Here is a 15161-nt window from a genome sequence, read left to right as displayed (position 1 = left end):
TCGCCTCTCTGGACTCAATTAAAGGTTATTCAGTTGTTAATATTATATCTTTTTTTACAATCAAAGTCAAAAATTTACTGACTTTTTAATCAAATAGCAGAGCTTATTTGCCGCGTAATTCTTGACGAACTTCACGACGTAGAGTCTCGAGATCTGTGATGCCATATTGATCCATGACTTCTGGCAAACGATCGATGATATTTGGACAAGCGTAAGGATTTGCAAAGTTTGCTGTTCCAACACCGATAGCTGACGCACCAGCAATCATCATCTCAATGGCTGCTTCTGCCGAATCAACACCACCCATACCAATAATTGGCAAATCAGAACTTTGCGCTACTTGACGAATGAGCTTAAGCGCTACTGGAAAGACCGCTGGACCGCTCATACCTCCAGTACCATTGGCAATGATTGGTTTACGAGTTTTTAAATCAAATCGCATACCAACCAAAGTATTAATCATGGTAAATCCTGTCGCACCGGCTTCTTCAACAGCCTTAGCAACTGTCGTAATGTCAGCGACGCTTGGTGTTAACTTGACATAGACTGGCACATCTGAGTTCTCAACACTGGCTTTAACAGCAGCATAAGCCAATTCTGGTACCTGACCAATCAAAAGGCCATGATTACCGTGGTCAACATTCGGACATGAGATGTTAAGCTCAATTGCTTTGACGTTTGGAGCTTTTGAAATCTTTTCTGACACATAAGCGTATTCGTCGTTTGAGAATCCTGCAACATTAGCAATCATTGGCAATTCTGGGAAATGCTCAGCTAACCAAGGCAGTTTTTCTGACAAAACCACGTCAACACCAGGGTTTTGCAGCCCAATAGCATTTAGCATGCCTGACGGTGTTTCTGCCACACGAGGCGTCGGATTACCAAAACGCGCATCCTTGGTCGTTGCCTTAATCATGATTGAGCCAAGTTTATCCAAATCATAATATTTGGCATATTCTTGTCCAAAACCAAAACATCCTGACGCTGGGATAATCGGATTTTTCAAATCAAGCCCTGGAAGTTTGACCGCTAAACGATTTTCTGACATGATTTTGCCTCCTTACAAAATGATTTGACCAGTTTCAAAGACTGGACCATCTTCACACACGCGCTTGTTGGCTGCTTCTTTAGCATTTCGCAAATGTACTACGCAAGCGTAACAAGCTCCCATGCCACAAGCCATACGTGATTCCATTGACAGATAAGCATGTGGGTGATTTTCAAATTTCTTGTCCACATATTTTAGCATACCGGGCGCACCACATGAATAAATGGCATCAAACGACTGCTTTTCAACCAAATCATCGACAACCGTTGACACATAACCCTTAATACCATATGAGCCATCATCTGTTGTCACATAAACTTTACCGTAAGCTGACAGTTCCTCTTCTAGAATTACAGCATCTTTAGTCGCAAAGCCAAGCACAGAAACGACTTCAACACCCTTAGCAGCAAGCTGCTTAGCTGTTTCAACCAAAGGCGGAACACCAATACCCCCACCGATGAGAAGAGCCGTTTGACCAGCTGAGACGACTGACAGATCAAAGCCATTTCCCTGAGGTCCCATGGTATCAACGCGATCACCAGCTTTTAGCTGAGATAAAATAGCCGTCCCAGCACGTTCTACTCGGTAAACAATCGTTGCCACTTTATTGACCTTATCAATCTGACAAATCGAAATCGGACGTCGTAAAAGTTTGCTAGGGTCCGGCACACGCAAGTGCAAAAATTGACCAGGTGCCATGTCCAAGACCATCTCACCAGAAAGCTTCATCTCAAAAATGCGTGGGGCAATCTCACGTTGACTAACAATCAGTAAATCTTCTTTTAACACAGAAGTTTTGTCTTTACAACTTGAATTCATAGTGTTCCTTTCACACAAAAAAACCTCGCCAGAAGGCAAGGTTACAGCAAAATAAGCAGAGCACACCAAAGTACACTCATACCCTTTATCAGAGATCACACTCTTTTTTACAGTAACCTTGAAAGTCTCTCTGGACTTAATTAAAGGTTTTCAAATTTTCACTATTATAACGCGTTTTCATTTGCTTGTCAATTATTTTTGTAAGTTTCTGATGGACTTAGCTCGCTCTTCTATTTCTAGGCTTGTGAAAAACCTGTCCACTGGACTTAACTCGCTTTCTTATTTTTAGGCTCGTAAAAAACTGTCCACTGGACTTAACTCGCTTTCTTATTTTCAGGCTCATGAAAAAACTGTCCACTGGACTTATTCGCTTTCTTATTTTCAGGCTCATGAAAAAACAGTCCACTGGACTGTTTTTTTAATCTAGATATGCTGCATAAGAATAGATGTGTAAATCAGAGCGTCCGGTAAATGGGGCGATTTCTGACATCAAGGTTTCAAAGCGACTATCTTCTAGCAAGATATTTTGTCCGTAAACCAATAGATTGATTGGTTCAGTCGGTTCGCTAATCAAATTTCCTTCTGCATCAAAGACTTCTTTTTTACGGCGGCGTAATTCATCCAAAACATTTTCAAGGATAACCAAACAATCTGAAATATTATCTACTGCACCGTAAAAACGATCAAACGCATTGTGGAAGTTAATCTCGCGCTTCAAATCATCTCCAGCATCCAAGACACACACCAAACCTTTATGGTCGAAAAGGAAGTGACGAAACTGTTTAACAGCCTCATCACGACTGATTACTGGAAATTCAGACTCTTTTGATTCTTGCTCTTCAGATTCTTCGTCAAGAAGTACTTCCTCAACCACTTCGTTATCGCTAACTTGTTTTTCATCGCTCGTGGCAACTTCGTCAGCTGGTTCTTCCAACTCAACTGTCTCAGGCTCTTCTGCCTCGACAAGGTCGTCTTCAACTTCTAGTTCTGCAGTTTCTTCAATTTCTTCATTTTCATCAGAAACTTCTTCAAGCTCTGCTTCTTCTAAGACTTCTTGTTCAGTTTCTTCTTCAGGAGATTGAGTCACTTCTTGAAATTGCTCTTCATTCTCCTCGTCAGAATTTTCCACCTCAACAACTGGTTCTTCGTCAACTGATTCGCTTACTTCTTCAGTTTGAGGAGTATCTTCTTCAGCATCAGTAGTTTCAACAGTTTCTGCTTCGTCAGTAACGACAGTTTCAAGGGCTTCCTCAGCAGCTTCTTGGTTATCGGCTACTTCGTCATTTTCTTTAACAACTTCTTTTAATTCGCCTGGTCCAAGAACTTTTTCGGACTTAGCTGCTTTTTCTTTAGCTAATTCTTTTTCTACTAATTCTGGGATAGACTCAACTTTTTCGTCTTTACTGTCATCATAAACTTCTTCAGATTTTCTTGGCGTCAAGGCATCAATCTTAGCCATTAGCTCTGCTTTTTTGACTTCTCTTTTCTTGTATTCCACAACTTGTAGCGGATCGACCAAAAGAGGGTATTCAGATTCTTCTTTGATTGATAAATTTGTCACACGAAGAGAGGTAAAAACATCAATCAAAACACCAAAAACACGTTGACGATTATCACCCAAAATCGCATGGAAAACAGACTTAGACTCGCAAATTTCTAAGACGTTATCAATCCCACGAACCCAAGTACCGACAATATCCAAAGAGTGATTCATCAATCTGAATGACGCTTCATCATACCAGAAAGTTGACTTAATCAACTTTTCTTGCTTAGAAAGCGCATCCACTGCTGCCAAAATTTCACCTAACTCTGATTGCACAACATTTGGCGAAAAAGAAGCCCCCAATAAAGATGGGGTCTTCTCAACCAAAACAATCTCATCTCTGAAAAGTGTTAGGTAATGAATGCTGACAAGTAATTTTTGAATTAATAAACGATGTCCATTTGAGTTCATATCTTTCTTCACTACCATCACACTCACCTTACAATTTATATTACATTTTTATTACAATCTTTTACTACTAATATATCATATAATAGGCAAAAGGACAACGAAAAAAAGACAAGAAGCCTGAAAATAAAAAGAAAAACCGAACGATATATTTAAACCAAAAAAGAAACCGAGTCGTAACTCAGTTTCTTCTATTTATTAAGATTATTTTTTAACGTCTTGTTTGTAGAATTCTTGCAAAGCTTCTTGCCAAGTTGGAATGACAAAACCAGTAGCTTTTGCTTTTTTAAGACTCATTGTTGAGTTAAGTGGACGTTTTGCTTTTGCTGGGAATTGGCTTGAATCAACTGGTTTAACGACAACATCAGTATCTTTCAAGATTTCAACCGCGAAGTCATACCAAGTTGTATCTTCAGTAGCATCATTTGACAAGTGGTAGTAACCAAATTCTTTTTGGTTTTCTGTCAAGTAAGTCATGAATTCAGCCAAAGTACGAGTCCAAGTTGGACGACCGTGTTGGTCATTAACAACAGTCAATGTGTCATGAGTTTTGGCAAGGTTTTGCATTGTGAAAACAAAGTTTTTACCATAGTTACCAAATACCCAAGCTGTACGGATGATGTAGAATTTTTCAGCGTATTTTTCAACTGCTTCTTCACCCAAGCGTTTTGTACGACCGTATTCAGTTTGAGGATCTGGAGTATCATCAACTTCCCATTCTTGACCAACTGGTTTTTTACCATCAAAAACGTAGTCAGTTGAAATGTAAACAAGAGTTGCACCATATTTTGCTGCAGCTTTAGCTACGATTTCAGTACCTGTTACGTTAATCGCGTAATCAAGTTCTTTACCTTCATCTTCAGCCGCATCAACCGCAGTGTATGCCGCACAGTGGTAAACAAGTGTTGGTTTTACTTGTGCAAATACTTCATCAACTTTTTCAGCATTAGTGATGTCCATTTCTGCAACGTCAACCGCTACATACTCCTCACCACGTTCATCCAAAAGATAACGTAATTCTGTTCCTAATTGCCCATTGGCACCTGTAACTAAAATCATTTTAGCACTCCTCGTTTTTTTAATATCTAAAGGCCTGTAACCCTTTTAAATCATTCCCTACTATTTTACACTATTTTTTCAGAAAAAGCAGTAAAGAGCGGGGATTATTAGAAAAAGAAATAGAATTATTTATCTTCATTCTCTTCTTCGTGTTGAATTACCTTTGAAATTAAATCGTTTAAACCTAAAAAAGAAGTATTATTTTCATCAAAAAGATATTTGAAAATAACCATTACTAACCCTATAAGATTGACAAATAAACCTGTAATAAGAAAATTAACAATTACTGTTTCATTACCTGTAAAATCATCTTTTTGTAAAAAATTAATTTTTTCGATAATCCAACAAGTAATTTTAAAGAAATATAGTGCATAAACAATTAAAACAAATGGTCGGAATTTATTTTTAGCATTTACCTCTTTTAAAAGAGGATTAGTTAAATCATCAATCCAATCATTTACAAGAGTTTGTCGTCTTGCTTGTTCTTTCAAAAGTTTTTCATGATAATCTTCTTTACTTTTTTCAATCTTTTCAATGATTTTGAGTTCACTTGCTGTTTCAACCGGACTACTAGAATTGTTATAAATTGTAATCCTACCTGTTGCTGAAGGTCCACCTATTCGAATTGAATGATTATTAAACTCTTTAACAAAAGATTTTAACTTTTCTTCTATCTCTTTTTTAGTAAACTCAGCAGCCTTAAATAAGAAGACATTGGCAAATCTTTCAGCAACCCTATCATCATCTTGCTGAATTTTTGGATTTTTATTTTTATAGCATATGTGAACTAATGATTTTGAATCACTAGGATAATCTCTTGTAAACAACCATTTAGAAGCTGAACCTAAGAAAATCATCCCCAACTCACATGCGGTCGCATAAATGCGTCTACTCTCATCTAGTGTTTTATTTAAATAGATTATGGGTTTGTTGTTCTCAATTTTTGAAAAAGCATCGTAGTCTTCGCTTTCTACTAAATAAATTCCAACACCATATTCCATAGCTTTTTCAAAAATCTTAGCATTATCCCTTTCTTCACCCATAATTAATCGACGGGCTAAAACAGCAGACTCGTCTACTTTTTCAAGCATTTTGTCATCTAATACCAATTCCACTTTTCCTTCCTACTTAATATAAATACAAATTCTAAAAGAGAGAGTATGGACCACCTCTCTCAGCACTAGTCTTCAAAGAAATCAATAGCAAGCTTATATGTCACTGGGGATTTTTTGATTTTAGTGACATAGCCTTTTGATTCAAGTTCTTTCATTGCTTTATCAAGTTTTGTTCGTGCATATTTTTCATCTTTTAAAATCTCTAATAAGTTCTTATTTGACAATTGATGATGACTCAAATCAAACAACTCATTTTGTGCCAAAACAAAAAACAGATTCATTTCAATTTCTGAAATTCCAAGATTCTTAATTCTTTCGTTTAACTATTTAGTTTATCAAGCTTAAATAACATGTTCTTTTGACCATTTTCAATAAGTTTCAACAATTTGCCAATAAATATCGTGATTTCTCCTCTATTCTTGGATGAGAAACTTGAAGGAATGCTTCTTCGTACTCTTTGCAATTTTGATTTATTACTTCTGATAAAGATATTCCAGTCAGTAAGTCAGTCTTTCTCGCGATACAAGATGACAACAAAAAACTTCCCATCCGTCCGTTACCATCATAAAATGGATGGACATACTCAAAAAAAGTAATGTGTAATGATTACTTTTACAAGAGAAGGACACTTAGGGTCATTCATAAAAATAATTAGTTTTGTCAAATCATCATTGATTGCAGCTTCACTTACATCACCTTGATGGACATATTCCCACCAGACACGAATACCAAACCCGTTCTAAATAAGTCACCATCTGGTTTGTCACTATCTGGAATTTCATCTAAAAAAAGCTTATCATAAATCTCTCTATAATCTGATAGAGACTCAGTTTTTTCAAAATCATTTTCAATATTTTAGCATTTTTTTAAAATTGAAGCAAATTTGATATTCATTTTTAATTTAATAATTTCGTTCTACACTACTTACTACTTTTTTGATTTTAAAAATTTCCGAATAAAAAAAGCGAGAACAAAAATTGTTCTCGCTAGAGCGTAACTTTACTACCAACTACAGTTGACAAAGAGGCTAAAAACGACTTAGCACTAGTTATGATTGCTAAGTCTTAATTATAGCACTGTATTTTTATAGCCTATATCAATGAAGTCTTAATAATAGCATTTCAAATTTCGCGTATTTCTTGCATAATGACGGATATGTAGCATTAATAAATTTTGTAACACATTTTTGAATTGTATTTTTATATATAATACTTGCAACTAATCCAAAAGTAAACACTATTACAGTAAGAATGATCGTCCAAAGTAACACATGACTATACCCCATATTCGTATATACCCATTGCCACATCAAGGGTCTATAGTATGTTCTAAGCAAAATATTTTCATGGATTATATATATCAATAATGATAACTTCGATATATAATTTACAATACTATTTTCAAAATGAATATTTCTAGCAATATTTAACATGCCGATTACCATTAATATAATAAACGGACTACAATTAGACCCCCATCTTAGTAGTTTATCATTAAAAACACCAATGTGTAGTCCTAAAAAATTAGTCAAAGCTATTATTCCGTAATTTCCTACAAATCCTACAATGAATAATCTAATATTAATTTTAAAATCATTTGATATATCTACAAGGTAATATTTCATGTAAGCAATTACTAAATAAAGTGTAACCCATAAAATCAGTCGAGAGGTAAAGAAATGTCCATCTTGTACAAAATTTACTCCAATATATAAAAATGACAAAATAAAAGATGTCCTAAATAACGTTTTTTGATTTATTTTGCTAATTATCAAATTCAAAAATGGATGTATTGGATAAAAAAGCAAATAACATGTCACATACCAATTATTTTGAAAAGTTATAGGAAATATTTGTTTTATGATCATCACTAAACCAATATCCCCACCTCTCAAAAAATAAACAGTAATAAGAATTATAATAGATACAACCCATATATCTAACAGCATTTGCAGCATCTTTTTCTTATTCACTTTACTGCTATCTAGTAAAAACCAAGCACTGCATATAAAAAATATAGTATTGCCAAAAGCACCACTAGATTGTAACATCGCTAAGATTAAACATTGTATATTTGTTGTTGAAGTAGATATACCTAATATGTAATCTTGCATGTTTACCATATCATTAGGTGTATAAAGTGTTTGAACAACATGGCTAACCACAATTAAGAGTATCGCAATAATCTTCAATAATTCAATGCTTGAATTACGAACCTTTGCTGGATGATTAATAAATGTTTGTTCTTTGTAATCCATTACCAAACCTTTCAATTTCAATATGATAAATTCTGACAATTTTTATTATATATCAAAAATTGTTTGAATATAATATAAACAAAAATACTTATAAACTATGTTCTGGTCAAGTATTTTTGTCACACCATTGACTAAAGATTAAAGAGGTCAAACTATAGCCTTTAGTCGTATGGGACAAAATATTATTTTAATATATAGTTATAAAATACTAATTTTTTTAACTATTCGTTTCATATAACTAGAACCATATTTATCAAAAAGTTCAAAAAAAGCTCCATACATAAAAATAATAATTAATGTTGCAATTAATTGAAAAAAAACATCATATTTTTGAATTTCAAGTCCCACTACCACTAAAAATTTAACTACTAACCCTCTACATAAATAATAGTGTGTAATCAAAATAAACTTTGTATGTAATCCAATAGATATAATATATTTTCTAAATGGTATATTTACAATAATATTACTCAAGGAAATAATATTATAAAATCCAACCAATCCTGCCACAAAAAATAAAATGTAACTCTTGGTGAATATTTGTTCAATCATACTGTTATATCCAAATATTTTAGTCATTATAGTTAAAAGAATAAGTGATACTAGAAAATTATAAATTTTTTTCTCTTATTCAAAGCAACAGATTTTTTCCTTAATAAATATCCAACATAAAAGAATACATATTGGCCAGAAATAACCATTAAAAGGAATTTTAATAAAATTGTTACTTATAATCAATAGAACTGATATAATCAATCTTACTTTGTCGTTTTTTATGAAATTAAATATAACAATTAAACAAAACAGAACTACCAAAAACCAAAGTGGATAATTTCTAAATGCACCACCTAGAAAAAATACTCAATATTAAAAAAAAGATACAAAACCATTTGATATAAAAATATCTTTAAAAATATCCAATAGTAAAAAAAAGTAGGCTGGCACTAAATATCTTTTTATCCCTTCAGATATAGACTCTTTAAAACTAGTATTCTTAAAAAAACCAGATAGAATGAAAAAAACAGGAACATCAAATAAGGATACAAAATTTCTCTGAAATTGTCCTGAAAATGTCAAATGTGAAAAAACAATTATTGCAATCGATATAGCTTTAGCTATATCGAGTTCTACTATTCTCTTTTTCATTTGTTCTCCTAAAAAATTTATTTAAAAATCAATTGACTTTGATTTTTTATTAATAATAGTGCATACTACTTCTTCTTTAACAATATAACCTATTAGCGCATACGAAACTACTCCAATTAAAAACGAAACTACCATAATGATTAATGGATTTGAAAAAATACTGCAAACCAATAATACACTTATTATCAAAAAAGCATTCATTAACATAATTTTGACTACTTCAAAATAATTTATATTAATTCTTACAGCCTTTTTCGCTATATGTCTCTGAATAAGCATAACTATCAATTCCTCAACAACTGATGCAATAGCTGCCCCATTTTGCTGTATTATCCTTATTAAAAGAATATTTAACATAAAATTTAATATTGCTCCAATAACTACAGTATAAAGTAGCTCTTTCTCTTTATTAAATGCCATTAATAGTTGTGTTCCATAAAAATTACCTAAAGTATTAAGAACTATAAAAGGAGCAAATATTTTCATAGTAGGTATTGCTGGAATAAAATCATTCCCAAATAATACACTAACAATATACGGTGACAGTATAAAAAGTCCAGTTGATATAGGAACGGTTACCACTAAAATGATACTTAAAACTTTTTCAGACAGTTCTTCTAATTTTCCTAATTCATTTTTTGAATAATAAGAAACTAGCTGCGGCAATAGTACCCCACCCAATGATGTAGAAACAATTGCTAGTGTGTTAATAATCTTGTGGACATTTGTATAATACCCAACTGCGCTATCACCACAAAAAGCTCCTACCATTGTTACGTCTAACAATGAGTAAATACTAATTGCTAATGTGGTTGATAGTAATAAGAAAATTGATTTTAAATGTTTTTTGAAATGTAATTTATCGTTGGAAAATGATATATATTTTCTCAAATGGATAACATTTAAAACATAATTACCGATTGTTGCAATATTTTGTATTAAAGCATATATAATATAATCTTCCCTAGATCTTACCAAACACAAAATTGCAATCAAAGAGATTAACTTTACAAAAAAAGATCGTTTGGTAATATATCCATATTCTTCTATACCTTGGTAGAACCAATCAACGTTAAAAACATTAAAAAATAACTGTACTCCAGCAACAAAATAAAGTAATACTTCTTTTCTAAAGTATGGGAATACAATAATAGATGTAACATATGCTAAGGAAGAAATTATTGTACTGACAGTATTTATCAAAAATATCTCAGAAAAACATTTATTTAATTCTAATTGATTAGTTTTTCGCTTTGCAACCTCTCTTACACCATATCTTGGAATTCCTAGTGCAGCAAATAAAGTAAACCATCCCACTATGTTAGAAGCATAGTTCACTTTACCCAATCCTGAACTCAACAATACTCTTGAAACAACTGGAACTGTTACAAGAGGAAAAATAACATTCAAAAGATTGTATGCAAAATTATACGCTGTATTTTTTACTATTTTTTTACTAATCATTCTATTTCCTTATTAGATTTTAAAATTTCAAAGTATTCTTCATTTCCCAGAAAAGGAATATTATTAATTTTTTGAATAATTTTACATCTGATATAACAACCTAAATGTACATTTTTTATACGATTAATCAAAGATTTCTTGTTACTCTTGTTTCCTGGATAATAAATTGTTTGTAAAATATCAGAAGATGTTATATTGCAGTTATGATTAAGTGAAAAAGAATTTGGTGAAATAATAAAACCTTTACTTTCAAAATCACCTACTTCATCCTTAAAAATCATCCTTCGTTTTTGAAGATGTAAGTAAGTATATTCTTTTTTTCTCACTACATTTGAATCTTTATCAAAATAGTATCCAAATAATTTTCCATCTTTCCACAAGAAAATAAAGTACTCCTCTTTATTCACATAAGAAAGTCTAAACCCATTCATAAAAGGATCTATATCTGCAAAACTCATTTCAGTTGGAATTTCTGAATATGTCCTAACTCCATTATTCAAAGCAATAAACGATAACCCTCCACCTTCATCAAAATGGAATGATTTATCATATTTAAATGCCTGCTTATATGACCAACAATTTTTTGACTTTAATTTCCATAAAGTATTTATTCTCTCAGTATTCTTCATAAAGGTCAACGGACCCAGTTCAAGAATTTTTTCATAATTATCTAACTTTTCATCGGTAATATATCTTGACAAATCTCCGAGAATAACATCGAGATCACAAAATCCCCACCACTCATAACTATTGATATAATCTTTAAAAATTTCACCATAAGCTGGCCTATAATCACACAATTTGTAAGGCTTTTCAAGATTTATCGTAAAATCAACAAGGCTGCTAGCTTTTTTACGAATTGAATCAAGAGTAGTCTTTTTCCAATAAATATTATTAGGCAAATTTTGTGGCTCAGGGTTATCTGAAAAAATCAAAAAGTCTATATTTGTATTGTATGATGCCGATAACGTCCATAAATTAAAATAATTGGGTAATTTCCCAAAATAAGGAATAATCAAACAAACTCTATTACTCATATACTATTTCTACCTCACCTTTATTTTTGACTTCTTTATTATCTATTACGTATAAGAATACTAAAAATAAAACTACCGTTACATAATCAAGTCCTTCAAAGAAAAATAATACTATATTAATAGATAATAATGAACTATTAATTAGTAATCTAATTTTATCCTCTGATCTTAGAATAGTCATTAACGAATCGACCATCATTAGTAAGAAAAGGATAAGTCCAATAATACCACACTCATGTACAATCGTTAAATATTGATTATCAAGCGCAGAATTCCAAACAAATAATCCACCAAATTTAGATACCGGATGACTTATTAAAAAAAGTAGTCCTGCATTTTTCCCAGATCCAAATATCAACTGTAAATGATGACCACTATTCCAAAAATCTATAGAATTAAGAATATTTTCAATTCTAACAATATGACCTTCACCTGCATCTAAGGATCCTGAAACCCTAACAAATAGACTCGTAAAAAAAAGCTTTAAATGATTAAAAAATAAAGAAATAAAAATAGCCAAAGTTGGAATTACAAATGACAAAAAGAAAAGAAACTTATTGCTTTGTATTTTTTGAGAAGTAATTTTTCTTTTTTTTACCCAATACAGAAAAACAGTTACTATAGTGGCAATCCAAGAGCTCCTAGATTGAGTAAAAAGTATCGCTGCAATAGTTACTACAATTGCAATATATTGAAAAAAAATATTTTTGTACGAAAAATATAGAAGAGTCAAAAGAAGTATCACCAAAAATACTCCGCACAAAATTGGATGTCCAAAAATTGAAGAAACCCTATAAGAATATTTTGAGTACATTCCACCCTTACCTAAAAATATGTCAAAAAAATGAATTTTTAAAATTTGTTCAACAACGCATAATAGTGACAAAACTACGCCTATATTTCTATATGAAATAAAGAACTTGTCTATTTGGATCTTATCATAGCAAATATGTACAGATAAGAAAATCAACAAATATTGAATGAAAATATTGATAACATTAACCGGATTATAAAGATTTTTTACATTGATAATCGAGATAAATAATAAATAACTACCATATAATAATACTAAAATTTCTCTCGAGTTTAACGGTCTTAATTTCCAATTTGATTTTATTAATCCTAATATAATCGGAATTATTAATAATAGTGCTGGTAGGTTTTTTAAAAAACCATTTTGCAAAATAATGACTACTAACATAGTAATTTCAAAATATCTAATCTTCACCATTTTTCTTTCACCAATATAGTTTTATAAACTCAATTCATATCAATGGAGCTCAAATAAGTTTCAAATTTATCCATAGCATTTTCCCATGTCAATTCTTTTGCAGACTGAATTCCATTTTTAGAAAGTGTATTTCGCAATGATTCATCTTCAAAAACTGAAACAACATTTTGTACCAAAGAATTTGAATCTCGTATGGGTGATAACAAAGCATTAACACCATTAATCGCATACTCTCTTACCCCATCATAATCCGAACTTACTAAAACTGCTCCACAACTCATTGCTTCTAAACCTGTTAATCCAAAACCTTCAGAAACTGTAGCACATAAAAAAATTGACACGCTATTATATATTTTTACAGTATCTTCTTTTGATGCATTTAATGTAAATTCTATCCATGACGGTAAAGTAAAATCAGGTTGTGACGTACCAAACATCTTTACCTTAAGTTTAGGATATATTTTTTTTAATTGATTAATTGCCTCAAAAGCATACTTAGTTCCCTTATGCTCAGCAGAATGATATAAAAGTCCAATTGTATATAAATTTCGTTCATTAATAGGACGTTCCATTTTATAAAACTTCGTATCAATGGGATTCTTGATTAGAATAGGCGTTTTACCTGCACAAGATTCCACTTTATCTTGCAACCATTCTGCAATAACTATATTATCAAGCCCAGCTTTAAAAGTATTATTAATTTTTTCTCCAGGATAAACCCAACTTTCATAATCTTGTATAAAATAAGCCTTTTTTGTCTTTGAAAAAATTTCAATTGTTTTATCTACAGTATCAACCCCAGTAGCTATTGCAAGATCAAATTTTTTATCCAATTTCTCAATTTCTTTACTATTCGTACTACTGTACTTAGTAATATTTTTATTCAGTTTAAACCACTTTGGTTCCACCTGAGTAAACACTTCAATGAAAGCTTTTCGCAACCAAAATGGCAATTTAAATCTCTCCAAAGCATTCTCATTTAGAAAGAGTATTGCAACATTATGACCATTATTAGACAATCTATTTGCATACTCATAAACCATCTTATAACCGCCAATTGGTTTTCGAAGCATTTGAGGTAATACAAAACATATATTCATTATAAAACTCCCTTTAATATAAATTAAATATGACTTGCAACCGATAAGATAGTAATATCCTTCGTGGTAATTTACTAATCTTATCATTAAAAAGTAACTTTTTCTTACAATTGGTAGAAGACTTATAATTTATAACACATTCTAAGAAGTCTCTATCTGATTTTGATAAATTATCAATATTTTTTACCATCTCTGCTGCTACTTTTGACATTGAATTTCTTTTTTTATTTTTCCAATTCCAAATTGTTGTTGCTATTTTTTTGAAAAATGATTTATTATCATTAGCAACAACATTATTAGAATGAACTCTATAACTAAATCTTGGGCAAGTATCCCAAATAATTTTTCCATTGCGCATTGCATAGAGTAATAGTATTAAATCATGCATGGGGATACAACTAATCTTCTTCTCTATGACAAAAGAACGTAATGAATTTTTAAAAACGATAGAGCATCCTTGAGTAAAACCAGAAACAAATAATCTATTTATATTGATTATAGGGTATCCTTCAAGCCTCTTTTCACTAATGACCTCATCACGCTCATTAATTATCCTACAATTGCTAGCATATAGATTAGCCTCTTTATCACTTGAAAGTAACGAGACAGCAACACTTAACTTATCTTTGTCCCAAATATCATCTTGATCGCAAAAAGCATAATAATCAGCCTGAATTTTTGAATCACTAAGTAATTCCCAAAAGCTTAGAGCGGGACCAGAGTTTATCCCACTTGAAAAAACAATATCAATTTTTTTCTCCCATTCTCTTATAATATCTAATGTACCATCTGAACTTCCGTCATCACGTATAAACACAGTAACATCAGCTTCAACATCTTGTTCACTAATACTTTTTAATTGCTTATTTAAATATTCTTGCCCATTATATGTTGACATTAAAATCGCAATTTTCATAATACCTCCACTTCACAA

General features: G+C 31.6%; 15 protein-coding genes. All 15 read right to left on the bottom strand.

Translation table 11 applies throughout. From position 1 onward, the window contains the following. Positions 1-103: 103 nt before the first annotated feature. The 15 genes from BMX18_RS05415 to BMX18_RS05345 all read right to left on the bottom strand — a co-directional run bounded on the left by BMX18_RS05415 (position 104) and on the right by BMX18_RS05345 (position 15143). A complete protein-coding gene (locus tag BMX18_RS05415; protein WP_093815509.1) occupies positions 104-1048 on the bottom strand; it encodes a dihydroorotate dehydrogenase in 945 nt (314 codons plus the stop codon). 12 nt (positions 1049-1060) lie between these two features. After that, complete coding sequence (locus tag BMX18_RS05410) at positions 1061-1867, bottom strand: dihydroorotate dehydrogenase electron transfer subunit (protein ID WP_074868857.1); 807 nt, start codon at positions 1865-1867, stop codon at positions 1061-1063. 418 nt (positions 1868-2285) lie between these two features. Next, positions 2286-3839, bottom strand: a complete 1554-nt coding sequence (locus BMX18_RS09560) for a hypothetical protein (protein ID WP_093815507.1) — start codon at positions 3837-3839, stop codon at positions 2286-2288. A 183-nt stretch (positions 3840-4022) separates the two neighbouring features. After that, positions 4023-4877 carry a dTDP-4-dehydrorhamnose reductase gene (gene rfbD / locus BMX18_RS05400; protein ID WP_074868861.1) on the bottom strand — a complete coding sequence of 285 codons (855 nt, stop codon included), beginning with the start codon at positions 4875-4877 and terminating at the stop codon, positions 4023-4025. A gap of 125 nt (positions 4878-5002) precedes the next feature. Continuing rightward, on the bottom strand, positions 5003-5992 hold the full coding sequence (locus BMX18_RS05395; protein WP_093815505.1) for a hypothetical protein: 990 nt from the start codon (positions 5990-5992) through the stop codon (positions 5003-5005). Between the two features lie 65 nt (positions 5993-6057). After that, positions 6058-6288: a helix-turn-helix domain-containing protein gene (locus tag BMX18_RS05390; RefSeq protein ID WP_257609270.1), complete on the bottom strand. Its 231-nt coding sequence runs from the start codon at positions 6286-6288 to the stop codon at positions 6058-6060. An 82-nt stretch (positions 6289-6370) separates the two neighbouring features. Continuing rightward, positions 6371-6589 carry a Fic family protein gene (locus BMX18_RS09555; protein ID WP_093815501.1) on the bottom strand — a complete coding sequence of 73 codons (219 nt, stop codon included), beginning with the start codon at positions 6587-6589 and terminating at the stop codon, positions 6371-6373. Between the two features lie 499 nt (positions 6590-7088). After that, a complete protein-coding gene (locus BMX18_RS05380; RefSeq protein ID WP_093815499.1) occupies positions 7089-8249 on the bottom strand; it encodes an acyltransferase family protein in 1161 nt (386 codons plus the stop codon). 198 nt (positions 8250-8447) lie between these two features. Next, positions 8448-8759: a hypothetical protein gene (locus tag BMX18_RS05375; RefSeq protein ID WP_180366627.1), complete on the bottom strand. Its 312-nt coding sequence runs from the start codon at positions 8757-8759 to the stop codon at positions 8448-8450. 357 nt (positions 8760-9116) lie between these two features. Further along, positions 9117-9395, bottom strand: coding sequence for an acyltransferase family protein (locus BMX18_RS05370; protein ID WP_093815495.1), 279 nt, complete (start codon positions 9393-9395; stop codon positions 9117-9119). A gap of 21 nt (positions 9396-9416) precedes the next feature. After that, the gene (locus tag BMX18_RS05365) at positions 9417-10859 is read right to left on the bottom strand and encodes a flippase (RefSeq protein ID WP_093815493.1); all 1443 of its coding nucleotides are present in this window, start codon (positions 10857-10859) and stop codon (positions 9417-9419) included. Beyond that, positions 10856-11896 (bottom strand): DUF6625 family protein, encoded by a 1041-nt coding sequence (locus BMX18_RS05360; protein WP_093815491.1) that lies wholly within the window; start codon positions 11894-11896, stop codon positions 10856-10858. The genes BMX18_RS05365 and BMX18_RS05360 overlap by 4 nt, the downstream gene beginning before the upstream one ends. After that, positions 11889-13127, bottom strand: a complete 1239-nt coding sequence (locus BMX18_RS05355; protein ID WP_093815489.1) for an O-antigen ligase family protein — start codon at positions 13125-13127, stop codon at positions 11889-11891. Before BMX18_RS05355 ends, BMX18_RS05360 begins: the two co-directional genes overlap by 8 nt. A 29-nt stretch (positions 13128-13156) precedes the next feature. Beyond that, a complete protein-coding gene (locus BMX18_RS05350; protein ID WP_180366625.1) occupies positions 13157-14200 on the bottom strand; it encodes a glycosyltransferase family 4 protein in 1044 nt (347 codons plus the stop codon). A 40-nt stretch (positions 14201-14240) separates the two neighbouring features. Further along, a complete protein-coding gene (locus tag BMX18_RS05345) occupies positions 14241-15143 on the bottom strand; it encodes a glycosyltransferase family 2 protein (RefSeq protein WP_093815485.1) in 903 nt (300 codons plus the stop codon). Positions 15144-15161: the final 18 nt, after the last annotated feature.

This window comes from Streptococcus sp. 45, from assembly GCF_900108865.1.
GTDB lineage: Bacteria > Bacillota > Bacilli > Lactobacillales > Streptococcaceae > Streptococcus > Streptococcus ruminicola.
The sequence above is the reverse complement of the archived record's forward strand: the minus strand, read 5'-3'. Positions and strand labels throughout refer to the sequence as shown.